This is a genomic window from Allobosea sp. BH3 (assembly GCF_025499465.1).
Taxonomy (GTDB): domain Bacteria; phylum Pseudomonadota; class Alphaproteobacteria; order Rhizobiales; family Beijerinckiaceae; genus Allobosea.
Map to the genome: position 1 here is coordinate 136,464 of NZ_JAIMCA010000003.1, position 21,947 is coordinate 158,410.

Consider the following 21,947-nt stretch of genomic DNA (forward strand, 5'->3'; position numbering starts at 1 on the left):
TCGGATCGTTTCGCGGCCGTCTGACGCAGTTCCATGCCGAAATACCCTAGAGGAACGGTGCTTCCTGTTGCGGGATTGGTTTACAACCGATCGGTAAGCCGGCCGGGGCCCATGGCCGGACAGAGCCGTGGACACGGCGGAGGCAGCGCTTTGGAGACGATCGCTCGACTGCACATCGACACGTTCGAGCTCACCTTACGCGACATCAAGCAGGTCGATCCCAAGCTGCTGCATGCGCTTTCCGTTTCGGTGGGATGGCCGCATCGGGACACCGACTGGCAGATGCTGCTGGAACTGGGGCAGGGGCTTGCCGCCGTCGACGAGATCGGGCGCGTGGTCGGAACCGTGATGTGGCTGCGCTACGACGCGGATTTCGCCATGGTCTGCATGCTGATCACCCTGCCGCGGCTGCAGGAGCAGGGCGCGGGGCGCTGGCTCATGGAAAAGGCGCATGAGCTGAACGAGGGGACCGTCTTCGGCCTCAACGCAACGCGGGAGGCAAAGCGGCTCTATCGCTCGCTCGGATACGGCTACGAGCAGAAGATCCTGCGGTGCCAGGGGGAGGCGACGGCTTCCGGAATGGCCACGCCTTCGGCCAAGGTGGAGGGGCTGGTTCGCACAGCCGCCGCCAGCGACAACGACAGCCTTCTGCGGCTCGATCTTGCCGCCACCGGCCATGATCGCTCCGTCGCCTATAGGGCCCTGCTGCCTGTGTCACGTGGGCAGGTCCTCGTTCGGAACGACGAGATCGTCGCATTCTCCCTGTGCCGGCCGTTCGGGCGGGGTCATGTCATCGGCCCCGTCGTCGCGGCGAGCGAGGACGATGCGATCGCCGTCTCGCGCCCTCATGTCGAGGCCCATGCCGGGAGCTTCCTGCGTGCCGATACGCCGGCGTGCAATACCGTCTTTACGGGCTTTCTGGCCGCGAGCGGGATGCAGATCCATGACAGCGCCACTTCGATGGGGCTTGGGCGAGCTCCGTTCGTGCCGCGTTCGAAGACGGGTTCTCGCCGCATTGCGCTTGCCAGCCAGGCCATTGGCTGAAGATGATGTCGACGCGGTTCACCAGCCCGCGGCCCGAATGTCTGCTGCGTCGCCGATTGCGAGCGTCGGAAGCACGCAATTCGCTCGCGCCGATCGGATTGGCCCTGCGAGCCGCGACCTTGCCGGACATCGTGGCCGACTTCGAGGGAGGCGAGATTGACGGGATCCGACACCGAGATGGCCGCCATCAAAGCGATGTTGGCGGCGGGCCAGCCGCCAACTGACGTCGCCGGTCGCCGGCAGCGGCTGGACAGCCTTACGGCACGCTACGAGATGCCCGCGGATGTGCTCGTAGAGGAGGTCGATGCCAACGGGGTCAGGGCTGAATGGACGAGCACGCCCGCCGCGGACCCGGCGCGGGTAATCCTGTTCCTGCACGGCGGCGGCTACGTTTCCGGATCGATCAGGAGCCACCGGCATATGATCGCGCAAGCCGGTCGGGAGGCAGGGACCCGCACGCTGGCGCTGGATTATCGCCTGGCGCCGGAACATCCCTTTCCAGCGGCCCTCGACGATGCGCTGACCGGCTATCGTTTTTTGCTGTCGCAAGGGTTCCAGCCGGAAAACATCGTGATCGCCGGAGAAAGCGCCGGCGGCGGGCTCGCAATTGCAACGCTTGTTTCGTTGCGGGAAGCCGGCACGGCGTTGCCCGCTTGCGCATGGTGCAGTTCACCCTGGACGGATCTGGAGATGTCTGGCGCCACGATGCAGACCAAAGCTAGGGTGGACCCGCTGATCCAGCGCCCATACTTGCAAGAGCTGGCGGCGGCCTATCTGCAGGGCCGCGATCCGCGCATGCCGATGGTCTCACCGATTCACGCGGATCTGCGCGGCTTGCCGCCGCTTCTGATCCAGGTCGGATCGGACGAGACGCTGCTGGACGATGCGGTCCGGCTGGCAGGTGTCGCAGCGGCTGCCGATGTCCGGACGACGTTGCAGGTTTGGCCGCACATGATCCATGCGTGGCACTTGTTTTATGAGCAGCTTGCCGATGGCCGCCGGGCCCTGGCGGAGATGGGGGCCTTTGTGCGGGCCAGGCTTGGCTGAAGGTGACGGAAGCGACCGTGGGATTGGACGGGCTTTCGCTACCCGGGCGACGCATTGCATCATTCCATCGGGGTGTCCCGCGGGCGCCGCCCGCGATCTCCTGGTGAGTGCGCGACAGCAGACGATCGGCTCGTGACGGAAAGCACCAAACGCACCGACATGATGGCAGAGCCCGATAAGGGAACGTCGTTCCCCATCGCCGCGTTGGACGTTCTCAGAGCAAACCGAGCTCCAAGGAACGGACATGATCAGAGCTGCATTCTCAAGTCTGGCCGGCGCGTGGGTCGCGCGGAATGTCGAACGAGGCGAGATCCCTGAGAGATTCGCCGTGCCGCTGACATTGCTGGCAACGCGGATACCGACGCCGGTGCTTCTCGCTGGGGCCATCGGGTATGGGTTGTATCGATGGAACCAGGAGACGCGCATCCAAGCGGCGAGGGATGTTACGCCGGCATCGCGAAGAAGGCCGTCTGCTCGGACAGCAAAGCCGGCGGCCAGACGGAAGCGGACGTCCAGGCCTGCCGAAAAGCCTGCGACGGGAGGCGACGCCAATGTTTAGGCTCTTCATCGAGATGTCGATGTTGGCATTCGAGGCGCAGCAGGCGATCTGGCTGCGAGGAATGAGGCTGGCAGCCGGCGGCCCGGCTGCTGAACGCGAAGCCAGTCTCATGATCAGGGAAAAGCTTTCCGCCGGTCAGGACGCCATGATGAAGGCTGCGACCGGGACCGCCCCTATCGGTGTTGTCCGCGGCTATCGGCGGAAGGTCCGGGCCAACGTCAGGCGCCTGTCGAAATAGCGTCTGGGCGAGCCCGGCGAAGTTCTTCTTGTTATCGAAATCTCACCGTAGATCCGTGATGGGAACTGCGTTCGACTTGACGTTTTCGGGCAGCCGATAGCGAGGATGACGATGAAAGGCTGGATGAGTGCGCTGGTGGTCGGATCGGGCCTGGCACTGGCGGCCTGCAATCCGCTGGAGAACCAGCCCGTCGGAAACGCCAGCGTTCCCCAGCCGGCGAAGGCCGTCGAGTTGAGCCGCTATCTTGGCAGGTGGTACGAGCAGGCCCGCTATGAGGCCGGCTTCCAGAAGGGTTGCGAAGCGGTTACCGCGGATTATTCTCGGAAGGCAGACGATGCGGTCGCAGTCGTCAACTCCTGCCGACAAGGCAGTGTGACAGGCTCGCTGAGGACTGCCGAAGCGACAGCACGCGTCGTCGACGGATCCAACGGCGCGAAACTGAAGGTCGTCTTCTTCTGGCCCATCGAGGGCGACTACTGGGTGCTTGATCGAGCGCCGGATTATTCGTGGTCTATCGTGGGCGAACCGTCAGGGCGCTATCTCTGGATTCTGACGCGAAGCCAGGAGGTCAGCCCCCGCCAGTACGCAGCCCTGGCCGGCAGGGCAAAGGCCCTCGGCTATAATACCGATATGCTGAGGCGAACGCAGCAATAGGCTGTCATACGCTGAAGATTTAGACATCAATCCCCGATGAATGAGGTCTGCGCCATAAGCCGGCATCCGGCCAGCGCGGGAAGCGCGCGCAGCTTCAATCCATCGCCCCTCATCGCAACTCGTCGCTTGCGTGATCATCGAGCTAAGGTTACCGCCGGTTCGTCGGTGCGTGTCGTCGCGGCCGTCGGACCAAGACAGGCGAAGGGATGGTCGACACGCAGGCCGAGTTTCTCATGGCTCCCGCGGGGAAGGGTAAAACAAGTCGCCTGCCGGGAAGGCCTGAGGTGTTTCACTACTGAAAAAATGAGGAGGGCGGTGCAGTGAAACGGCACCGGAACCGCTTCTCGGTCGATTGGGAGGATAAAGTGGGTCGATCCAAGAACTATAGCGGGCTGCTTCTGGCGGCCTTGATCGCACTGCCGGTTGGCAGCGTCTCGGCGCAAACGGCGAATACGGTCAAACTGGGAATGGTCGGCGAGTTGTCAGGCGCCGGCGCTCCCTCCGGCACGAACTGGCGCGATGGCGCCAGGCTGGCGGTCACGGAGGTGAACGCGGCCGGCGGCATCCTCGGCAAGAAGGTCGAGATGCCGGAATACGATACGCAGACCGATCCGCAGGTTTCGCGCGCGCTCGTCCAGAAGGCCATCGACGAAGGCGTCGTCGCCATCATCGGGACGGTGTATTCCGGCTCGACGCTGGTCAACATGCTCGTCGCCAAGCAGAACAGCATTCCGCAGTTCGTCGGTTCCGAAGCGCCGACCATCGTCGAGCGCGGCAATCCCTTCGTCTACCGCACCTCTTCCGGCGCGCAGAAGGGTGTCCCGGCGCTGACGCCCTATTTCAAGGACACGCTGAAGGCCAAGAAGGTGGGTGTCGCCTGGGTCAACAACGAGTTCGGGCGCGGCGGGCGCAATGTCTTCATCGCGGAGATGAAGAAGGCCGGTATCGACGTCATAATCGATGTCCCCTCCGAGCAGGCCCAGACAGATTACGCCGCCGACGTGGCGAAGCTGAAGAGCGCCAATCCGGACGCGGTGTTCGTCTACATGAACCAGGAGGAGTCGGCGCGCTTCCTGATCGAGGCCAAGAAGCAGACGCTGCCGATGCCGCTGGTCGGCGAGGTCACGCTGACCGAGGCCAAGGTCATCGAGCTGGCCGGCCCCGCCGCGGAAGGCGCCATCGCCCATGTCGGCGTCACCGCGACTGCGACCGAGGTGCCGGGCATCGCAGCCTTCGCCAAGTCGTTCGAGGAGACCTTCAAGCGCAAGCCGACCCATGACGCGATCAAGGGCTATGTCGGCGTCTGGTCCACGAAATACGTGATGGACATGGTCGGCAAGACCGATGGCGAGGCCTTCTCGAAGAAGATGAAGGGCCTGTGCCTCAAGGTGGCCGACCATCCGAAAATCCTGCTCGACACCTGCTGGGATGATCGCGGCGAGATGTCCCGGCCGAGCTTCATGGTTCAGGTCAAGGGCGGCTCGCCGGTCGTGATCGGCGCCGTTCCGGCCAACTGACGGCTTTCCATGTTGCTGCGGCGGCACGCCGCCGCGGCAGTCCAGCGGAAATACGAGCGATGTCCCAATTCCTGCAGGTCCTGCTCTCCGGTCTCGCGACCGGCGCCGTTTACGCGCTCGTCGCGATCGGCTTTACCCTCGTCTGGCAGGCGGCCCAGACGGTCAACTTCGCCCAGGGCGAGTTCGTCATGGTGCCGGCTTTCTTCGTGCTGATCGGCATGCACTGGCTGGGCCTGTCGTTCTGGATCTCGCTGCTGTTCGGGCTCGTCGTTTCGATCGTGCTCCTCGGCCTCGTCTTCAAGAAGCTGATCGTGGAGCCGATCCTGCCGCATGGCGGCATCACGCTGATCATCGCGACGATGGCGCTGGGGATTCTGCTCAAGGAGAGCGCGAAGGAGTTCTACGGCGCCGAGGCGCAGCCGTTCCCGGCGCTGTTCCCGGGCGATCCGATCAACCTGTTCGGCGCGGCGGTCTCGCTGCGCGATCTGCTCAACCTCGGCATCTCTCTCGGCGTCGTCGTGCTGCTGACGCTGTTCCTCAACCGCACGCGGACCGGCCGCTGCATGCAGGCGACGGCCCAGAATCCAGGCGTCGCGGAGATCCTCGGCGTCGACGTCAAGCGTATGGTTCTCTACACTTTCCTGATCAACGCCGCGCTGGCGGCGCTGGCCTCCTTCCTCATCACCCCGGTCTATCTGGCGAAGTTCTCGAACGGCGAGACGCTGGGGCTGATCGCGTTCATCGCGGCGATCGTCGGCGGCTTCAACCAGATCCGCGGGGCCCTCGTCGGCGGGCTGCTGATCGGGGTGCTCGACAACCTGACCGCGACCTATGTCACCGCGCAGTATCGGGCGGCGCTGCCGCTTGTCCTGCTCATCGCCATCATCCTCGTGCGGCCGCAGGGTCTCGTGGGCACGTCCGAGGGCAGGGCGGTCTGATGGGCGGACTATCGATGCGCGGCTTATCCTTGCACCGCTCCTGGCGGCTCCTTCTGATCGTCGCGCTGCTGGCCGCGGCGATCCTGCTCCCGCTCGGCCAGAAGAACTATTTCATCTATGTCCTGACCTCCTGGCTCATCTTCACGATTGCCGCGATGGGGCTCAACCTGACGCTCGGCTATGCCGGGCAGATCTCGCTTGCGCAGGCCTCCTTCATGGCGCTCGGCGCCTATACCACCGCCCTGATGACGCTGGCCGGATGGCACTGGCTTGTGTCGCTTCCGGTCGGGCTCACGCTCTGCTTCGTCGTCGGCCTCGTCCTCGGTTATCCGGCGCTCAGGGTGAAGGGGCATTTCCTCGCCTTCGTCACGCTGGCCTTCAACACGCTCGTCTTTCTCGTCCTGCGCAACGAGGAATGGCTGACCGGCGGCACCTATGGCCTCTCGGGCATGCCGCGGCCGGAATTCGGGTCCTTCTCTACCGACAAGCAGTTGCCCTTCTACTATTTCACCCTGGGCGTCACGGTTCTTGCCGCGCTCGGGCTGTGGGCCATCGTCCGGTCGCCGTGGGGCCGCGCGTTCAAGGCGCTGCGCGAGAATCCGATCCGGGCGGAGAGCCTGGGCGTCGATACGCGCCGGTTCACCCTGCTCGCCTTCGCCATCGGCTCGGCCTATGGCGGACTTGCCGGAGCGCTGGTCACACCGCTGGTGCAGTTCATCGAGCCGGGCTCCTTCGGGCTCGCGCATTCGCTGCGCATCCTGCTGATGGTCGTGGTCGGCGGGGCCGGCTACTTCTTCGGCCCCTTTATCGGCGCGGCGGTCGTGATCCTGCTGCCGGAGGTTCTGCGCTTCACCGAAGGCTATTACCTGATCATCTATTCAGCGCTTGTCATCGTCATGCTGGTCTTCGTGCCGTCCGGGCTGATCGGCATCTTCGGCAAGCTGCGCGCGAGATTCTGGCCGAGGCGACAGGTCCGCGCAGACATGGCCGAGGGAGCGCGTCTGCCATGAGCGACCCTGCCATGAGCGAGCCCGTTCTGTCCGTCCGCAATGTCGAGAAGAGCTTCGGCGGCATCCGCGCCGTGCGCGGCGTCTCCTTCGATGTCCGCAAGGGCGAGGTGCTGGGGCTGATCGGGCCGAACGGCTCCGGCAAGTCGACGCTGTTCAACTGCATCCTCGGCCAGTTGCCGCCGGATGCCGGCGAGGTCTCGGTCAATGGCCGCAAGGTCTCCGGAATGCGCGCCTCGCAGATGAACCGGCTCGGCGTCGGCCGCACCTTCCAGCAGCTTTCGGTGTTCCCGAAGATGACGGTGCTCGACAACATCATCCTCGCCGGGCAGGAGCACCAGGGCACGATGCTCTCACGCCTGTTCGGCCCGGCCGATGCGGGGCTCACGGAGGAGGCGGAGCGGCTGATCGCCTTCTTCCGCCTGACGCATCTGCGCGACGAACTCGCCGGCTCGCTCTCCTACGGACAGCAGAAGCTCGTCGATGCGGCCATGGCGTTCATGGCAGGGCCGGGCCTCGTGCTCCTCGACGAGCCGGCCGGCGGCGTCAACCTGACGATGTTGGCGCATTTCAAGGAGCGCCTCGCCGCCTACAATGTCGAGCACGGCACCACCTTCGTGGTCATCGAGCACAACATGGAATTCGTGATGAGCCTGTGCACCCGCATTATCGTGCTTGCCGAGGGCGCGGTCATTGCCGAGGGCACGCCCGACGAGATCCGGTCGAACCAGACCGTGATCGACGCTTATCTCGGAGGCTGAGCATGCTCGAACTGCGTGGCGTCCACGGCGGCTACGGCAAGATCACCATCCTGAACGGCGTCTCCTTCGCCATCCCGAAGGCCTCCATCACCACAGTGATCGGACCCAACGGCGCCGGCAAGTCGACCGTGTTCAAGGCGATCTTCGGGTTGCTGAACATCGAGTCCGGCCAAGTGCTGCTGGAGGGCAAGGACGTGACGCGCCAGACGCCGCGGCAGATGATCGGCCATGGCGTCACCTATGTGCCGCAGGGGCGCAACATAGTGCCTCAGCTCTCAGTCTATCATAACCTCGAGCTCGGCGGCATCACGGCCCCCGACCAGGCCAAGGTCAAGGCCCGCATCGAAGCGGTGATGGACCAGTTCCCGATGCTGCGCGAATTCCGCGACCGCAAGGCCGTCGAACTCTCCGGCGGGCAGCAGAAGCAGCTCGAGGTCGCTCGCGCGCTGCTGCTCGATCCGAAGCTGATCCTGATCGACGAGCCTTCGATCGGCCTCTCGCCCAATCTCGTGCAGGAGGTCTTCCGGACACTGACGCGCCTGCGCGATCACGGGGTCTCGGTGCTGATGGTCGAGCAGAACGCTAAGGCGGCGCTGGCGATGTCGGATTACGGGCTGGTGCTCGAACTCGGCCAGACCCGCATGCACGACACCGCCGCTAAGCTCCTGGCCGACCCCCGCGTTGGCCAGCTCTTCCTTGGTGGCCATATCGAGACCGGCGCGGCTGGCGCTGCGCCTGCCCATGCGGGTTGAGAGCCTCGGCGCGCCGCCGAACCGGCTGGGCGAGTGCCCCATCTGGTGCTGGAGGACGCAACGCCTGTGGTGGGTCGATGTGCTCGCGGGAGAGCTCTGGAGCCACGATCCTCTGACCGGCGGCTGCGTGCGCCACCCCGTCAGGGCGCGGCGTCTCGGCTCGATCGCGCTGCGGGCGAGTGGCGGACTGATCCTCGCCTGCGACGACGGCCTCCACGCCTACGATCCCGCCAGCGGCGAGCAGCGCTTCCTGATCGATCCCGAGCCGGGCGTCGTCGGTCATCGCAAGAATGATGGCCGGGCCGATTCCGCCGGGAATTTCTGGGTCGGCACCCTGCGGGAGGCTGACTATGCCCCGGTGGGCGCGCTCTATCGGGTCACGCCGGGCCTTAGGGTGGAACGCAAGGTGGATGCTCTGGCCATTCCGAACGCGCTCGCCTTCGATCCGGAACGGGGGCGTATGTATTACGCCGATACGCGCGCCTACACGATCTGGGCCTGCGATCTCGACCCGGCAACCGGCGAGCTCGGGGAGCGCCGCGTCTTTGCCCAGACGGCGGCTCCGGCCCGGCCGGATGGAAGCTGCATCGATGCCGAGGGCCATCTCTGGAACGCGGAATATGCTGGCCGCCGCCTGGTCCGCTACACGCCGGACGGAAGCATAGCCGAGGAGATCGCGCTGCCGGTCAGCCACCCGACTTGCTGTTGCTTTGGCGGCGAGGGGCTTGATCGCCTCTATCTCACATCTGCCAGCGAGCCGCTGTCGGAAGCCGAGCGGCGCGACGAACCACTCGCGGGGCATGTGCTGACGCTTGTGACAAAGGCAGTCGGCAAAGCCGAGTTCGCGGCCGGGTTCTAGGCTAGATCAGCAACGCCGTTGCAACGCGTGCCTGGCTGTCGGCCGCCCCTTGTCGGCCGCCGAACGCGATATGACGGGTCAGACGGCGGGCGCCACGAGGCGTTCGTCGGCATCGAGATCGCCAAATGGGCCGGGATCGTAAAGGCCGCCGGCATTCTGCCTAAGTAAAGCTCCACGCTGGCTGCACGGATGTGCGCTCACCAGGGGCTCTGCTCATTCCGACATACCCAGCGGCCGGATCCAATGGTCGAACCGTGCAATTTCGTGCAGATCACGCACGGATGATGTTCACGCCGCGGGCGATCAACGGAGAAAGCTCGGCTTCCGCCTGGTTCTTTTCGACGATGACGCCGGCGACCTCGCCCAGAGGCAGAATCTCATAGGCCGAGACGGCGCCAATCTTCTCGTGGGATGCCAGGACGATCGCTTCCGCAGCCTGCTCACAGAACGCCCTCTTGATGGCGGCGTCCTCTCTGTCGCCCGTCGTTAAGCCGAATTCCGCGTGGATGCCCGTGACGCCCATGAAGAAAAAGTCAGTGCGGATGCGCCGGATCGCCTCGTGTGCCAACGCCCCCACAGCGACGTTGGAATGGCGATAGATCCTGCCGCCGATCATCTCGACCGAGACTCCGGGATTGTCCACGAGCACGGCGGCGATGTCAGGGCTATGGGTCACGACCGTCAATTCGCGATCAGTTGGTAGGCTTCGCGCTAAAGCAATGGCGGTTGTGCCGCCGTCTATCGCCACAATCTGCCCGGCGCGGAGCATTTTGACCGCTGCTCGAGCGACACTGGCCTTGCCATCACGCGAGATCATGCGGCGCCCGGCGAGATTGGCCAAAGCCGGCGAGGCCGGAAGCGCTCCACCATGAACGCGCTGCAATAAGCCCTCAGCCGCCAGCTCGCGAAGATCACGACGGATCGTATCCTCGGACAGGCCGAGCTGCTGGCTCAGCGCCTTTGCGACGATCCGACCGTCGCGCGCCAGAACGTCCAGCAACAGAGTTTTGCGCTCGGTGGTTAGCATGTCGACCTACTGCACGATATTGCGTGGAATTTATTGTCGTGCAATATCGCGCGCTCTCGGAGCGCACAAGGGTCAACAGCGATGAACATGGCAGATCGGGTCGACGTTACCTCGGTCCAGACACTCTCTGAGGACTGGGCAATTCTGCGCAAGACGGAATTTCGCTTTCGGCGCCGGGATGGGACCTGGCAGCAGATGGCGCGCGAAACGTATGATCGGGGCGACGGCGCGGCGATCTTGTTGTTCGACCCTGATCGCCAGCTTGTTCTCCTGACCCGTCAGTTTCGCTATGCCGCCTACGTGAATGGCCATGATGGCCTGATGATCGAGGCTGCCGCCGGCCTCCTGGACGGCGCCGATCCCGCCACCCGCATCCGGGCGGAGGTGGAGGAGGAAACCGGCTATCGGATCCACGAGATCTTGCCCGTCTTTCAGGCCTTCATGAGCCCCGGATCAGTTACGGAACGGCTGCATTTCTTCATCGGCATCTATTCCGAGCATGACCGGATTGGTGAAGGCGGCGGGCTCGTCGAGGAGGGCGAAGATATAGAGCGCGTCGAGCTGCCACTTGATGCTGCATTGGCGATGATCGGCAGCGGAGAAATATGCGATGCCAAGACAATTATGCTTTTGCAGTTCGCGGCGATTCGTTTTCGATATGCGGGTATGCGATAGATTTATTGCTATAATTCTTGATGTTACACGAAGATAGTTGGCCAATATCTATGATGCGCTTGATCATAATTCCATTCCTGCTCCTTGCTCTCACAGGTTGTCAGACGACAGACCCGGCGCCCGCAGCGTCCGATGGAAGCCTGGCCCGCCTCTATGACGTCCAGGCGACCGCCGGGGCAATGCAGGTGGCCGAACTCGATCCTACCGGCCTCGCCAAGACGGCCGTGATGATGGAGAACCATCGACGCATGCAGGCGGTGAGCGATGACATCCCTAAGATCATGGAAGGTCACCGCCAGCGGGCAATTGCATTCTGCAAAGGGCCGCAGGCGATCCCGGAATGCCGACAGCTCCTGGCAGACCTGACGCAGGCACGGCCGAAATGAGCGCGATCTCGCTGATTGGACATCGCGTGAAGTGAGATACGCCAGCTTTTGGGACTGGCTGGCCCCCTCGTCATGGTCATCCGCATCCGGAGGCGATAAGGGCATCGCGCGCCTGGAGCCGACGATATGAAGAGGCATCAGCGGCGATCGAGAGTGATCGCATCTACGACGGCAAGACGATCATGCTTCTTCATTATGAAGTCTCGCAAGACGGCGGGTGCATTTAGATCGAATATCTTCGCCAAACAAGAAAAATAATCATATTATTTTGAAATAAGAGGCTAGGATGACATCTCCAATATTCCATCTTGTCTGCGGCCCTATCGGCGCAGGAAAGACTAATTATTCGAATACGCTGGCTGAGAGCGTCAAAGGGGTTCGATTCTCCATAGATGAATGGATGGCAGCGTTATTCGCAGCCGACGTCCCGGCGCCAATGGAGCTAGCTTGGGTCATGGAGCGGGTCGAACGGTGCCAGCTGCAGATATTGGCTACGGCGCTACAGGTCTCGTCTCGGGGAACGGACGTGGTCCTAGATCTTGGCTTTACGACCAAACGACATCGGATGGCGACGACCGAGCTTGTCACCAATGCCGGTTATTCGGGCCAACTTCACTATCTTGATGTCTCCGTAGAAGAGCGATGGGGGCGCGTGGAGCGTCGCAATGCATCTCGGTCAAACGGGTACTCATTCGAGATCTCGCGTACCATGTTCGACTACATGGAGGCTCGCTTTGAGGTGCCCGATGAAGCTCATCTGCTTGCCCGCAGCCATCTTGCCTGAACTGAGAGGCGGAGCCTGCCTCCACCAGACGGCCCTTCAATATACTCGGCGCAGGCTGGTTGGCTCCTAGCTTGTTCGGTTGGCGCGCGGGCGATCATAAATTCAGGTCGATTTAGCCCGCCTGTTCCCGCTTTGCAGCGAGCTCTGCCATTGCGTGTAACTTTTTTGTGCGATGCCGCTGCGCGGCGCATCTCAGCGGAAGCTCGGCGGTGATATCGCATGCCCGAACCATTGCACGAAACCGATGATGTCGAAGACCGGGCGGCCGGTCGCCGCAGCGATTGCCGTCGAATGCGGCGGCAAATTGGTGCATTCGCACAGGATCGCCCCGATGTTCGGGTGCCGACGCACCAGGGCCTGCGCCGCGGCCACGGCTTCGCGCTCCAGCTCGGCGACGTCGGAAATGCCACCGCGGTTGCCATAAACCGCCCGGAATAGGCTATCTGGCGGCAACCCTTCGATCGGCGTGTCCGGGCGCACTCCAACAGCCGCGAGATGGCGGGCGCTGAGAGCCTCGGCGGCGAAGGTGAGGATGCCTACCTGCTGGCCCGCCGGCAGCATCGCCTCGATCAGCGGCGCCTGCAGCAGGCTGCTTGTCGCGACGGGAACTGGCAACGCCGCAGCGAGCTCCTTCTGCAGCAGGGCCAGGAAGCCGCAGCTCGTGGTGATGCCACGCACGCCGCAGGCGATGAGATCCTGCGCCGCCGCGATGAAGGGCTTCAGGAACTCCTCCGGGCGACCGTGGACGATCGCAGCGGGATCGGCGCCGCGCACTACGCGGAACTGCACCGGGAACGGCCAGGTCCGGCCATTGCCGATGTCGCCAGGCAGCCGCCGGAAATGCGTGTCGAGCATCAGGACGCCGATGCTCAGATCGTTGACGACGGCGGTCGGGGGGCGTGTCACGGGAGCGGTCATGATACGACTTCCGATAGGTTTGATTGGGGTGCTGCCACCGCTGCGCTGAAGAACCACGAGAGGAAACGGTTTTCACGGAGCAGCGCAAAGGGGATATCCTCCTGTGCGAGGAGGCCCGGCTTTCCGATCGATCCGGAGCGCAGGAGGTCCAACACGGCTGCGACATGCGAGGCCGCGGCGTGCCGCATTGCGCCGACCGTCGCACCCGCGATCTGCACCGGCTCGATCTTCCGCAGGAAATGCTCGGCAATCTGACTGCTACCCTGGTTGGACGTCGCGACGATCGAGATCAGCAAGCGATCATCCGCAATCTCCGGCAAGCCGTTGAGGAAAAGATTGCGCAGCAGATAGACGCGGTCCCGCAGCTTCAGTTCGTCCAGCAGGAACGCGATGTAATCGGCATGCCCGGGATAGCGGATCGTATAAGAGACCAGGCTCGCGACTTTTCCGGCCAAGCGTTCGCAGAGCGTGTCGGGGATGGCGCTCGAAACGAAGGCCTCGTAATCGTGCGAGCCGAGGCGCAAGGGGCTGCAGCGCGATAAGGGAGCCAGCTCGGTCTTGCGGCCGTTGATCAGGGCGACCGAGGGGCGCGTGTATTCGCGCAGCGTCGCATCGATGTCCCAGACCAGCCCGTAACCCAGGCGGCCGGACGGCTTCTGCGGGAGCCCGCCGATCCGCACAGCGATGTCCGGTTCGTTCCCATGGCGCGAGGCGAGGTCGAGCACCAGCCCCGAAACCAGACCCGGCGAGATGCCGGATTGCGGGACAAAGCAGCCAGAGGCGGCGTTTGCCTGGCGCCGTATCGCCTCGAGCGCGACCTCGTCATCGCCGAGATCGAGATAATGCGTACCGTTGCGGCGGGCAGCTGCGGCCACCATGGGGGTCGCCGAGGATGGCAGCGCCGCGACGACGGCATCAGCGCCGGTCAGCATCTGATCGAGCCGGGCCGGGTTGCTGGGATCGGCATCGGCGAGCGGGAGCCCGAGCTCTTCCACTCTTTGGCGTCCGGGTTCCGTCGGATCGGCGAGGAGGATCTCGAACTCCGGCTTCTCGCGCAGAAGCAGTGCCAGCGCCGTTCCGATGCGGCCGGCGCCGATGATGACGACCCTGAAGGGCCGTATGCCGTTTTCCCGCGGGTCAGGCATGGAAGCGGGCGAGGAACGTCTTGAGACGTTCGTTGTCGGGGTTGTGTAGGATCCGATCCGGGCTGCCCTGCTCGGCGATACGCCCACCTTCCATGAAGACGACGCGATTGGCGACATCGGCGGCGAAGGAAATCTCATGGGTGACGAGGACCATCGTCATGCCCTGCTCTGCGAGGCTGCGCACGACGCTCAGAACTTCGCCGACGAGCTCGGGATCAAGCGCGCTGGTGATCTCGTCGAGCAGCAGCGCATCCGGCTGCATCGCCAGCGCCCGGGCGATGGCCACGCGTTGCTTCTGCCCGCCTGAAAGCTGGTCCGGCCGCGCATCGCGCTTCTCGGCCAAGCCGACCCTGGCGATGTAGTCCATCGCGATGTCGATCGCCTCGCCGCGCGCCTTTCGCTGCACGGTGACGGGGCCTTCGATCACGTTCTCCAGCACGCTCATATGCGGAAACAGGTTGAAGTGCTGGAAGACCATGCCGACATGGCGCCGCAGCTCGCCGAGGCCAAGGAGTTGGCCGCCGCCCCGGAATTTCGGGCCGACGCGGCGGCCGCGATAGAGGATCTCCCCGGTGTCCGGCGCTTCGAGCATGTTCATGCAGCGAATAAAGGTCGATTTTCCGGAGCCTGAGGGCCCGATGATCGCGACGACCTCGCCGCTCGTCAGGGACAGATCAATGCCGTGCAAAACGCGAAGCGCGCCGAAGCTCTTGGCGATGCCGCGGGCTTCGAGAACGGTTTCGCGGGCGTCGGCTGTGGACTCGATGGTCATGGGATGGTTCTCGCTCAATGGCCGCCGCGCGTCCGGCTCTCGACGATGTCGGCGAACTTCGTGATCGGGAACAGGATGACGAAATAGAGCACCGCCAGGACGGTGTAGGATTCCAGCGGGCGATAGGTTTGCCCGTTGATGATGCTGGCCATGTAGGTGAGCTCGGCCACCGAGATCACCGAGATCAGTGAGGTGTTCTTGAACTGCGTTACGGACTGATTGATGAAGGCCGGCATCATCCGGCGAACGGCCTGCGGCAGCACGATGCGCCGCATGACCTGCCAGCCGGACATGCCGATCGCGGCGCCCGCTTCCGACTGGCCCTTGTCGATGGAAACGATGCCGCCGCGGAAGACCTCCGCATAGAACGCCGCCGCGTAGAGCGAGAGTGTGATCAGCGCGGCCGCCCAGTTGGCAAGGTCGAAGCCGAGCAACAGCGGCAGGGCGTAGTAGATCCAGAGCAGCTGCACGAGCAGCGGCGTGCACCGGAACAGCTCCTGGAAGCCCTGCGCCAGCCAGCTCAGCGGGCCGATGCCCGAGAGCCGCGCGAAGCAGAGGAGCAGCCCGAGGACCAGCCCGATGGCGATGGAGCCCACCGTATAGACGATGGTGATCCACGCGCCCCAGAGGAACAGGTCGCTCGCCTGTAAGATAGGGGCGAAGCTCCACGTGTACATGTCATGCTAACCTTTGTTGAAAGCGGCCCGAGAGCAGGATGCGCGAAGCCGGGTCCGGGCTTTCGCTGTCATCCTCCTCTGGTTCGCGATGCGGCCCGGGGTCGGATTTCAAGTGGGTCGCCATTGCGATTCCACCTGAAACACCCGTAGCCCTGTCAGGCCGGCTTTTCTCAGCCGCCGAAGCCGAATCCTTCGGGCATATCGTCGAGCGTGATTCCGAAGGGAGCCAGGCTCTTGACGATCCAGGTCTGATTGTTGCCGATGCGGCGGTTGTATTCGGCCCAGGCGGAGACGAAGGCGCGCGACTTCTCGTCGGACTTCCAGTTCATCGCGACCACCGACGGCGTCGAGAGAACCGGGGAAGGCACCATGACCTTGCCGACGCCGCTCGCCTTCTTGCTCATGACGAGGCCGTTCAGCATGGTGTTGACGAGCCCGTCGGCCTTGCCGCTGACCACGGCCACGATGGCCTCGTCACGCGACTTGAAGCGCAGCATCTTCGCCTTGGGCAGATACTGCTGGGCGATGAGGTCCTGCGACGAACCGAGATCGACCGCGAAGGTGTATTTCGGGTCGTTGAGTTCGGCCCAGCTCAGCTTCGAGAGCTCCGCCTTGGGCGAGACGATGATGAAGCTGTTGAAGTAGGTCGGGTTCGAGAAGGCGATCGAGAGCGAGCGCTGCGGGGTGGCCGTGACGCCGAGCGCCAGATCGACCTTGCCGCTCTGGACGTCGAGGATGGAGTTCGGCCAGCTCGACTCGACGACCTCCAGCTTGACGCCCAGCGTGTTGGCAATGTCGCGGGCCATCTCGATGGCGAAGCCGCGCCATTCGCCGGTCCGCGGATCCTTGTTGAAGTAGGGATCCTCGTTGATGATCCCCGGAATGCGCAGCACACCGCGCGAGCGGATGGCCTCGATGGTGTCCTCGGCCCGAGCCGAGGATTGAAGTGCCAGCAGGCCGAGGCCGGCGACGCAGATGGCGCGAATGATCGATTTCATGAGATTTCCACTCCGTTCCCTTTGCCGATATTTTCGGTCTTGTGCTGGTCGTTAGGACGGCAAAAGCCTATGCGACGCACTTAAGCGGACAATGCGAGAGTAGGGCTCCCTCCTACCGGTTTTCTTATATGTGCGGCCGGTTCGCGAAGGCCTTGAGGCTGACTTCCAGCGCCTTGAGATTCTCCGGACGCAGGGGTGCCAGCGGCGCGCGCAGTTCGGTCCCGATCTGGCCGCTACGCGCCAGCGCTGTCTTCACCGGCACCGGGTTGCTTTCGATGAAGAGGTGGCCGATCAGGTCGAACAGAGCCTCGTGGATGCGGCGTGCCTCGTGCAGGTCGCCGGCGAACCAGGCCCGGCACAAAGCGACGATCTCCGCCGGCAGCAGGTTCGAGGCCACGCTCGTGACGCCGTCGGCTCCGAGGGCGAGGAAAGGCAGGGTGAGGCCGTCATCGCCGGAATGGATCACGAAATCCTGTCCGACCGCGAGCCGGAGCTCGGTGATGCGCTCGGCCTTGCCGCCGGCTTCCTTGATGCCGACGATGTTGGAATGGGCCGCGGCCAGGCGCGCGGCCGTCGTCGGCGCGATCTCGACGCCGGTGCGCCCCGGCACGCTGTAGAGCATGATCGGGAGGCTCACCGCACTGGCGATGGCCGAGAAGTGGTCGAACAGCCCGTCCTGCGAGGGCTTGTTGTAGTAGGGTGTCACCAACAGGATGCCGTCCGCGCCTGCCGCCTCGGCCCGCGCCGCCTTGCCGATGGCAAGTCGCGTCGCGTTGGAGCCGGCGCCCGCCATGACGAAGGCCCGGCCCGCCGCGGCCTTGACCGTGGTTCGGATCACCGTATCGGCCTCGTCCTCGCTCAGCGTCGCGGCCTCGCCGGTCGTGCCGACCGGAACGAGCCCGGCGATGCCGGCGGCAATCTGTGCCTCGATGAGCTTTTCGAGCGCGGGAATATCGAGCGCCCCGTCTCGGAACGGCGTAACCAGCGCGGTGAATACGCCGGTGAGACGGCGGCGCAGTTCTGGATCGATCATCAACTTAACTCCTTGCATCGTCAGTCGATGACGACCTTGATTTCGCTCATTTCCCGCAGGGTCATGTGGATGCCCTCACGGCCGAGTCCGCTCGATTTGATGCCGCCGAATGGCACGTTCTCGGCGCGGAAATCCGGCCCCTCGTTGATCATCACGCCGCCGACGCGCAGCTGGCGCGCAACGCGCTTTACCAGCGCGTGGTCGTTGGTGAAGAGCCCCGCCTGCAGCCCGTAGGCGCCGGCGTTGACCTCGGCGATCACGGTGTCGGGATCGCTGAAGGGGCGCACTGCGAGCACCGGCCCGAACGTCTCGGAACGCACGAGCTCCGTCTGCGCCGGAACGGCATCGATCAGGGTGGGCGCGAACAGCGTGCCACGCCGGCTGCCACCCGCGACGATCCGGGCGCCGTCGGCCACGGCGAGTTTGACGCGCCGTTCGACCTCGGCAGCGGCCGGCTCATCGATGACGGTGCCCATGACGGTCGCGGTATCGGCCGGATCGCCGGTCGACACCTGCGCGATCTTGGCGGCAATGCGCTCGATCATTGTCTCGCGGATCGCATCGTGCAGGTAGAGGCGCTTCACGGCCGCGCAGCTCTGGCCGGCGATCTCGAAGCGATGGGTGATCGCCACCTCGGCGGCGCGGTCGAGATCGGCATCCGGCATGACGATCAGCGGGTCATTGCCGCCGAGTTCCATCAGGCAGCGAACGAGGCCGGAGGCATTCTTCAGCGCCAGCCCCGCTGCGGGACCGCCGGTGAAGCTGAGCAGGTCGATATCGCCGCTCGCGATCATCGCCGCGACATCGGCGCCACCATGGACTACGCTGAACAGACCAGCGGGAAAACCGGCGTCCTCGGCCAGCCCCGCCAGGCGCTGGGCGGCAAGCGGGGCCTTCGGCGACGGTTTTGCCACCACAGCATTGCCGGCTGCGATCGCGGGGCCGAGCTTATGGCAGAGCAGGTTGAGCGGATAGTTGAACGGCGTGATCGCGCCCAGCACACCGGCCGGCTCGTGGGTGATCACAGCCTGCTTGTCCGGGGCGCCCGGTACGATGGCCGTCGGCAGCACCTCGCCGTGCAACACCGTGACGGCGTCGCCGCTCAGCTGCAGCGTATTGCGGGCGCGGCGGACCTCGTTGCGCGCCTCGGTAATCGTCTTGCCGACCTCCGCGCAGATCGTCCGGGCCATCGCCTCGGCCTCGTCCCCAAGGCGATCGGCAAGGCGATGAAGCAGTTCCTTGCGCTCGGCCGGAGTGCTGAAGCGGAAGCTGGACCAAGCCCTGCGCGCCTGACGCAGGGCCTCCGCGACGGCCACTTCGTCGGCCTGCCGAACCTTGTCGACGAGCGATCCATCAAACGGATTGGTGACCTCGACCATGGAGGCGGCGGTGGCCCGGGCGGGTTTGGCGAGGGACATGGGCACAGTCAGATCACTCCGTTTCATCGGTAGTCAGGCGGGCCAGCGCTGCGACCGAAACAGGTCGCAGGGGCCAGCGGGGAGGTGTTGTCACCGGCAGGGGCTGGCCTCGCAGGGCTGCGATCATCGGGCCGCAGAAGCGCCCCTGGCAGGCGCCGAGGCCGAAGCGGCCCATCAAACGGATCTCGCGGGCCGATGCATCCTCGGCCAGGGTTGCCAGATCGGCGTAGATGCGCCCTTCGCATCTGCAGATCACCGTCTCGGGCGCTGGCACGACCGGTTCACTATGGAGGGCTCGGGCGAGATTGGCCTGGAAGTCGCGTGCCCTTTGCAGGCCGCGCTCATCCGAAGCTGCAGCTCTGTTGGCGCGGCCGAGACGGGTTAGCAACTGCATCGCTGCGCGGTGGCCATCGAGGATCGCGGCATCGGCGCCGAGCGCTTCGCGCCCATCGCCGGCGAGCAGGACGGGTACGTCGGCATCCGGTTCCGGGAATGGAATTCCGGTGCGGTTCGGCTCGATGCCGTCATGGATCAGCAAATGCCGGACGTGCAGGAATTCCTGTACCTCACCGATGCGGATGCCGACCTTGAGTCCGTCGCCGTCCGGCTCGGCCTGCGTGACAGTGGCTCCACAGCGATAGGGCACTCGGCTGCGGGCGAGCGTTGCCGCATAGGTTGCTGCTTCGCTCATGGGAGCCCATGACAAGGCGAGACGGGCCAGCGCCCCCGGTGCGTTCCACGGCCGGCCGCGCTCCAGCACGGCAACCGGCGGGTTGCCGGCCTTGGCGAGCTGAGCTGCAATGGCAGGCAGCAACGGCCCGCTGCCGGCGATCAGGATCGGCCCCTCGAGAGGGCGGCCGGTCTCTTTGAGCAGTACTTGTGCGCCGCCAGCCGTCATCACGCCAGGCAGCTCCCAGCCTGAAAAGGGACGGATCGTCTCGACGGCGCCGACGGCGATGATCGCCGCGCGGAGGCGACGCGTGAAGACAAGACCTTTGCTGCGGTCGTCGAGCAGGAAGCGGTCTTGGCCATCGACTCCGAGGAAGACCGTCTGCGTATGAGTCTCGATTCGGCCGGCGGCGGCCTGCAGCCGTGCCGTCAGCCGGGCCCAGTTGCGGCGATGCCGCGCCGGCCGCCAGATATGGCTCGCATTGCCGGGAGCCGGCAGGCGATGGATGGCGCCCCCGAGCTGGTCCCTTTGCTCGATCAGCAGGACGGGCAGGCCTGCTTCCGCGAGAGACGCGGCAGCACTCGCACCCGCCGGACCGCCGCCGACCACGAGAATGGGAGCCTCACACATGATCGGCTCCGACCGCAGGCAGCGAACCGAGCCGGAGCCCGTCCCGCGCCGGCGTCAGGCAGGCTTCGACCGGCGCCGCATCGGCGACAGCGACGACGCAGCCCTGGCAAGCGCCTATCCCGCAGAAGACACGCCCACCCGGCGTGTTCAAGGGCTGGCCGAGATCGATGATGCCGGCCCGCAGCAGCGCTGCGGCAATCGTCTCACCCGGTTGGAAGGCCACCGGGTTGCCGTTCCAGGAGAAATAGCTGGTCATACGTGCGCCTCGACGCGGGCGAAGCGTTGCGGCGACAAGGCGGAAAGATCGGCTTCAGGCCGCTCGCCGAGCAGCAGGCGGGCAGCGCTCGCACCCATGAACGGGCCAAGGCAGATGCCGTCTCCCTCGAAGCCCGTGGCGATCACCACGCCCGTGCGATGGGGATGCAGGCCGACGATCGGCAGGCCGTCGCGGGAGGCGGTCCTGACGCCAGCAAAGCTGCGCAGGACGCGGCGGCCCGCCAGCGGCGGGTAGAGATCGAGCGCCTCTCGCAGTATCGCCGCGATCGTCACGGCGTCAGTGGTGTGGTCGCCGCGATGGTCCTCGCGGCTGCCGCCGATGAGGAACTGCCCCGTCATCAGCGGGTCGATCACCAGCCCGATATGGCTGTTGTCTCGGACGATGCCGCGTTTCGCGGCCAGATAGGAAGCGGCCATCAGATGGCCGTCGATGGCCGGCCCCCCGGCTGTGGCCCGGTCGGTGACTGCCATCTGCCCCTTCCGCGGGAGCAGGATCTCGCCGAGACCGAGCAGCGGCGCCGAGCCAATGCCCGCTGCGACGAGCACAGCGTCGGCGGGAAGGAATTCGTTCCGGACGGCAACGCCGCAGGCGCGGCCGGCCCGCATGACGATCTCCGACACAGGCGCATTGCGGCGGACACTGACGCGACTCCTCTGTAGAAGCCGCTCGGTGATCTCGTAACCCAGCGCATGCCCGTCATCGGGAATCTCGAGCGCCGCGCAGACGCTGGCGCCGAGGCCCGGAATGCGCTTGAGCAGCGTCGCGCGGTCGATTTCGACGACGCGCTCGCCCGCCGCCGCCAGATCGCCGCCATGCTGGGCGACGAGATCGGCCTCGATGGCGGTGCGGGCAATGAGGAAAGTCGAGCGGCGGTGGAACAGGCCGCGAAACAGCCCCTCCCGCTCGTTGCGGACATAAAAGGCGCGGGCATGTCGGGCGAGATCCATCATCGGGCCCGGCCGCTTGCTGGCTACCGAAACTGCCCCATCCGATGCGCCGGTTGCGCCCGCCGCCGGTCCGGAGGCATCGAGCAGCGTCACCCGCGCCCCCGCGGCGGCCAGGAAATGGGCGGCGGAGGCGCCGACGATCCCGGTGCCGATTACGGCGACATGAAGGGGTGAAGAGGAGGCCATGCCGAAGCGGTTCGTCCCATAAAGCGAT

Annotated in this window: 24 protein-coding genes; 13 read left to right on the top strand and 11 right to left on the bottom strand. The window is 64.9% G+C overall.

Going from position 1 to position 21,947, the window contains the following annotated elements; genetic code table 11:
• Nucleotides 1-33 precede the first annotated feature (33 nt).
• From BoBH3_RS09580 to BoBH3_RS09625, 10 genes are all read left to right on the top strand, one after another.
• On the top strand, nucleotides 34-1,044 hold the full coding sequence (locus tag BoBH3_RS09580; protein ID WP_262330578.1) for a GNAT family N-acetyltransferase: 1,011 nt from the start codon (nucleotides 34-36) through the stop codon (nucleotides 1,042-1,044).
• Nucleotides 1,045-1,221: 177 nt separating this feature from the next.
• On the top strand, nucleotides 1,222-2,091 hold the full coding sequence (locus BoBH3_RS09585; RefSeq protein ID WP_410050590.1) for an alpha/beta hydrolase: 870 nt from the start codon (nucleotides 1,222-1,224) through the stop codon (nucleotides 2,089-2,091).
• A gap of 551 nt (nucleotides 2,092-2,642) precedes the next feature.
• Entirely contained in the window at nucleotides 2,643-2,888 is a 246-nt protein-coding gene (locus BoBH3_RS09590) for a hypothetical protein (RefSeq protein WP_262330580.1), read from the top strand.
• Between the two features lie 105 nt (nucleotides 2,889-2,993).
• Entirely contained in the window at nucleotides 2,994-3,542 is a 549-nt protein-coding gene (locus BoBH3_RS09595) for a lipocalin family protein (protein ID WP_262330581.1), read from the top strand.
• Between the two features lie 392 nt (nucleotides 3,543-3,934).
• A complete protein-coding gene (locus tag BoBH3_RS09600; protein ID WP_410050591.1) occupies nucleotides 3,935-5,059 on the top strand; it encodes an ABC transporter substrate-binding protein in 1,125 nt (374 codons plus the stop codon).
• Nucleotides 5,060-5,118: 59 nt separating this feature from the next.
• Nucleotides 5,119-5,997: a branched-chain amino acid ABC transporter permease gene (locus BoBH3_RS09605; protein ID WP_262330583.1), complete on the top strand. Its 879-nt coding sequence runs from the start codon at nucleotides 5,119-5,121 to the stop codon at nucleotides 5,995-5,997.
• Between the two features lie 14 nt (nucleotides 5,998-6,011).
• Nucleotides 6,012-7,007, top strand: coding sequence for a branched-chain amino acid ABC transporter permease (locus BoBH3_RS09610; protein WP_262330584.1), 996 nt, complete (start codon nucleotides 6,012-6,014; stop codon nucleotides 7,005-7,007).
• Nucleotides 7,008-7,018: 11 nt separating this feature from the next.
• Nucleotides 7,019-7,765: an ABC transporter ATP-binding protein gene (locus BoBH3_RS09615; protein ID WP_262331161.1), complete on the top strand. Its 747-nt coding sequence runs from the start codon at nucleotides 7,019-7,021 to the stop codon at nucleotides 7,763-7,765.
• Nucleotides 7,766-7,767: 2 nt separating this feature from the next.
• Nucleotides 7,768-8,517, top strand: a complete 750-nt coding sequence (locus BoBH3_RS09620; RefSeq protein WP_262330585.1) for an ABC transporter ATP-binding protein — start codon at nucleotides 7,768-7,770, stop codon at nucleotides 8,515-8,517.
• On the top strand, nucleotides 8,507-9,376 hold the full coding sequence (locus BoBH3_RS09625) for an SMP-30/gluconolactonase/LRE family protein (protein WP_262330586.1): 870 nt from the start codon (nucleotides 8,507-8,509) through the stop codon (nucleotides 9,374-9,376). The genes BoBH3_RS09620 and BoBH3_RS09625 overlap by 11 nt, the downstream gene beginning before the upstream one ends.
• 271 nt (nucleotides 9,377-9,647) lie before the next feature.
• On the opposite strand, the gene BoBH3_RS09630 is transcribed toward BoBH3_RS09625, so the two are convergent.
• Nucleotides 9,648-10,403: a DeoR/GlpR family DNA-binding transcription regulator gene (locus BoBH3_RS09630; RefSeq protein ID WP_262330587.1), complete on the bottom strand. Its 756-nt coding sequence runs from the start codon at nucleotides 10,401-10,403 to the stop codon at nucleotides 9,648-9,650.
• Nucleotides 10,404-10,484: 81 nt separating this feature from the next.
• Here BoBH3_RS09630 and BoBH3_RS09635 point away from each other — a divergent pair, with 81 nt between their 5' ends.
• The 3 genes from BoBH3_RS09635 to BoBH3_RS09645 all read left to right on the top strand — a co-directional run bounded on the left by BoBH3_RS09635 (nucleotide 10,485) and on the right by BoBH3_RS09645 (nucleotide 12,248).
• Entirely contained in the window at nucleotides 10,485-11,078 is a 594-nt protein-coding gene (locus BoBH3_RS09635) for an NUDIX domain-containing protein (RefSeq protein WP_262330588.1), read from the top strand.
• A 185-nt stretch (nucleotides 11,079-11,263) separates the two neighbouring features.
• The gene (locus BoBH3_RS09640; RefSeq protein WP_262330589.1) at nucleotides 11,264-11,464 is read left to right on the top strand and encodes a hypothetical protein; all 201 of its coding nucleotides are present in this window, start codon (nucleotides 11,264-11,266) and stop codon (nucleotides 11,462-11,464) included.
• Between the two features lie 286 nt (nucleotides 11,465-11,750).
• Nucleotides 11,751-12,248 (top strand): P-loop nucleotide/nucleoside kinase family protein, encoded by a 498-nt coding sequence (locus BoBH3_RS09645; protein ID WP_262330590.1) that lies wholly within the window; start codon nucleotides 11,751-11,753, stop codon nucleotides 12,246-12,248.
• A gap of 192 nt (nucleotides 12,249-12,440) precedes the next feature.
• On the opposite strand, the gene BoBH3_RS09650 is transcribed toward BoBH3_RS09645, so the two are convergent.
• From BoBH3_RS09650 to BoBH3_RS09695, 10 genes are all read right to left on the bottom strand, one after another.
• On the bottom strand, nucleotides 12,441-13,166 hold the full coding sequence (locus BoBH3_RS09650) for an aspartate/glutamate racemase family protein (protein WP_262330591.1): 726 nt from the start codon (nucleotides 13,164-13,166) through the stop codon (nucleotides 12,441-12,443).
• Nucleotides 13,163-14,311: a saccharopine dehydrogenase family protein gene (locus tag BoBH3_RS09655; RefSeq protein WP_262330592.1), complete on the bottom strand. Its 1,149-nt coding sequence runs from the start codon at nucleotides 14,309-14,311 to the stop codon at nucleotides 13,163-13,165. The genes BoBH3_RS09650 and BoBH3_RS09655 overlap by 4 nt, the downstream gene beginning before the upstream one ends.
• Entirely contained in the window at nucleotides 14,304-15,083 is a 780-nt protein-coding gene (locus tag BoBH3_RS09660; protein ID WP_262330593.1) for an amino acid ABC transporter ATP-binding protein, read from the bottom strand. The genes BoBH3_RS09655 and BoBH3_RS09660 overlap by 8 nt, the downstream gene beginning before the upstream one ends.
• Before the next feature lie 14 nt (nucleotides 15,084-15,097).
• Nucleotides 15,098-15,760 carry an amino acid ABC transporter permease gene (locus BoBH3_RS09665; RefSeq protein ID WP_262330594.1) on the bottom strand — a complete coding sequence of 221 codons (663 nt, stop codon included), beginning with the start codon at nucleotides 15,758-15,760 and terminating at the stop codon, nucleotides 15,098-15,100.
• Nucleotides 15,761-15,930: 170 nt separating this feature from the next.
• On the bottom strand, nucleotides 15,931-16,758 hold the full coding sequence (locus BoBH3_RS09670; protein ID WP_262330595.1) for a transporter substrate-binding domain-containing protein: 828 nt from the start codon (nucleotides 16,756-16,758) through the stop codon (nucleotides 15,931-15,933).
• 124 nt (nucleotides 16,759-16,882) lie between these two features.
• Nucleotides 16,883-17,791 (bottom strand): 4-hydroxy-tetrahydrodipicolinate synthase, encoded by a 909-nt coding sequence (gene dapA, locus BoBH3_RS09675; protein WP_262330596.1) that lies wholly within the window; start codon nucleotides 17,789-17,791, stop codon nucleotides 16,883-16,885.
• A gap of 20 nt (nucleotides 17,792-17,811) precedes the next feature.
• Nucleotides 17,812-19,209 carry an aldehyde dehydrogenase family protein gene (locus tag BoBH3_RS09680; protein WP_262330597.1) on the bottom strand — a complete coding sequence of 466 codons (1,398 nt, stop codon included), beginning with the start codon at nucleotides 19,207-19,209 and terminating at the stop codon, nucleotides 17,812-17,814.
• A 13-nt stretch (nucleotides 19,210-19,222) separates the two neighbouring features.
• Nucleotides 19,223-20,509 (bottom strand): FAD-dependent oxidoreductase, encoded by a 1,287-nt coding sequence (locus tag BoBH3_RS09685; protein WP_262330598.1) that lies wholly within the window; start codon nucleotides 20,507-20,509, stop codon nucleotides 19,223-19,225.
• A complete protein-coding gene (locus BoBH3_RS09690; protein ID WP_262330599.1) occupies nucleotides 20,502-20,765 on the bottom strand; it encodes a 2Fe-2S iron-sulfur cluster-binding protein in 264 nt (87 codons plus the stop codon). The genes BoBH3_RS09685 and BoBH3_RS09690 overlap by 8 nt, the downstream gene beginning before the upstream one ends.
• The gene (locus BoBH3_RS09695; RefSeq protein ID WP_262330600.1) at nucleotides 20,762-21,919 is read right to left on the bottom strand and encodes an NAD(P)/FAD-dependent oxidoreductase; all 1,158 of its coding nucleotides are present in this window, start codon (nucleotides 21,917-21,919) and stop codon (nucleotides 20,762-20,764) included. The genes BoBH3_RS09690 and BoBH3_RS09695 overlap by 4 nt, the downstream gene beginning before the upstream one ends.
• Between the last annotated feature and the right edge of the window lie 28 nt (nucleotides 21,920-21,947).

Excerpts from the sequence above, each read along its gene's own strand:
- BoBH3_RS09690 (WP_262330599.1), bottom strand. The coding sequence starts at position 20,765 with ATGACCAGCTATTTCTCCTGGAACGGCAACCCGGTGGCCTTCCAACCG.
- BoBH3_RS09695 (WP_262330600.1), bottom strand. The coding sequence starts at position 21,919 with ATGGCCTCCTCTTCACCCCTTCATGTCGCCGTAATCGGCACCGGGATC.
- BoBH3_RS09670 (WP_262330595.1), bottom strand. The coding sequence starts at position 16,758 with ATGAAATCGATCATTCGCGCCATCTGCGTCGCCGGCCTCGGCCTGCTG.
- BoBH3_RS09685 (WP_262330598.1), bottom strand. The coding sequence starts at position 20,509 with ATGTGTGAGGCTCCCATTCTCGTGGTCGGCGGCGGTCCGGCGGGTGCG.
- BoBH3_RS09635 (WP_262330588.1), top strand. The coding sequence starts at position 10,485 with ATGAACATGGCAGATCGGGTCGACGTTACCTCGGTCCAGACACTCTCT.
- BoBH3_RS09595 (WP_262330581.1), top strand. The coding sequence starts at position 2,994 with ATGACGATGAAAGGCTGGATGAGTGCGCTGGTGGTCGGATCGGGCCTG.
- BoBH3_RS09655 (WP_262330592.1), bottom strand. The coding sequence starts at position 14,311 with ATGCCTGACCCGCGGGAAAACGGCATACGGCCCTTCAGGGTCGTCATC.
- BoBH3_RS09615 (WP_262331161.1), top strand. The coding sequence starts at position 7,019 with ATGAGCGAGCCCGTTCTGTCCGTCCGCAATGTCGAGAAGAGCTTCGGC.
- BoBH3_RS09650 (WP_262330591.1), bottom strand. The coding sequence starts at position 13,166 with ATGACCGCTCCCGTGACACGCCCCCCGACCGCCGTCGTCAACGATCTG.
- BoBH3_RS09630 (WP_262330587.1), bottom strand. The coding sequence starts at position 10,403 with ATGCTAACCACCGAGCGCAAAACTCTGTTGCTGGACGTTCTGGCGCGC.
- BoBH3_RS09585 (WP_410050590.1), top strand. The coding sequence starts at position 1,222 with ATGGCCGCCATCAAAGCGATGTTGGCGGCGGGCCAGCCGCCAACTGAC.
- BoBH3_RS09645 (WP_262330590.1), top strand. The coding sequence starts at position 11,751 with ATGACATCTCCAATATTCCATCTTGTCTGCGGCCCTATCGGCGCAGGA.
- BoBH3_RS09580 (WP_262330578.1), top strand. The coding sequence starts at position 34 with ATGCCGAAATACCCTAGAGGAACGGTGCTTCCTGTTGCGGGATTGGTT.
- BoBH3_RS09620 (WP_262330585.1), top strand. The coding sequence starts at position 7,768 with ATGCTCGAACTGCGTGGCGTCCACGGCGGCTACGGCAAGATCACCATC.
- BoBH3_RS09665 (WP_262330594.1), bottom strand. The coding sequence starts at position 15,760 with ATGTACACGTGGAGCTTCGCCCCTATCTTACAGGCGAGCGACCTGTTC.
- BoBH3_RS09605 (WP_262330583.1), top strand. The coding sequence starts at position 5,119 with ATGTCCCAATTCCTGCAGGTCCTGCTCTCCGGTCTCGCGACCGGCGCC.
- dapA (WP_262330596.1), bottom strand. The coding sequence starts at position 17,791 with ATGATCGATCCAGAACTGCGCCGCCGTCTCACCGGCGTATTCACCGCG.
- BoBH3_RS09680 (WP_262330597.1), bottom strand. The coding sequence starts at position 19,209 with ATGTCCCTCGCCAAACCCGCCCGGGCCACCGCCGCCTCCATGGTCGAG.
- BoBH3_RS09660 (WP_262330593.1), bottom strand. The coding sequence starts at position 15,083 with ATGACCATCGAGTCCACAGCCGACGCCCGCGAAACCGTTCTCGAAGCC.
- BoBH3_RS09610 (WP_262330584.1), top strand. The coding sequence starts at position 6,012 with ATGCGCGGCTTATCCTTGCACCGCTCCTGGCGGCTCCTTCTGATCGTC.
- BoBH3_RS09590 (WP_262330580.1), top strand. The coding sequence starts at position 2,643 with ATGTTTAGGCTCTTCATCGAGATGTCGATGTTGGCATTCGAGGCGCAG.
- BoBH3_RS09625 (WP_262330586.1), top strand. The coding sequence starts at position 8,507 with ATGCGGGTTGAGAGCCTCGGCGCGCCGCCGAACCGGCTGGGCGAGTGC.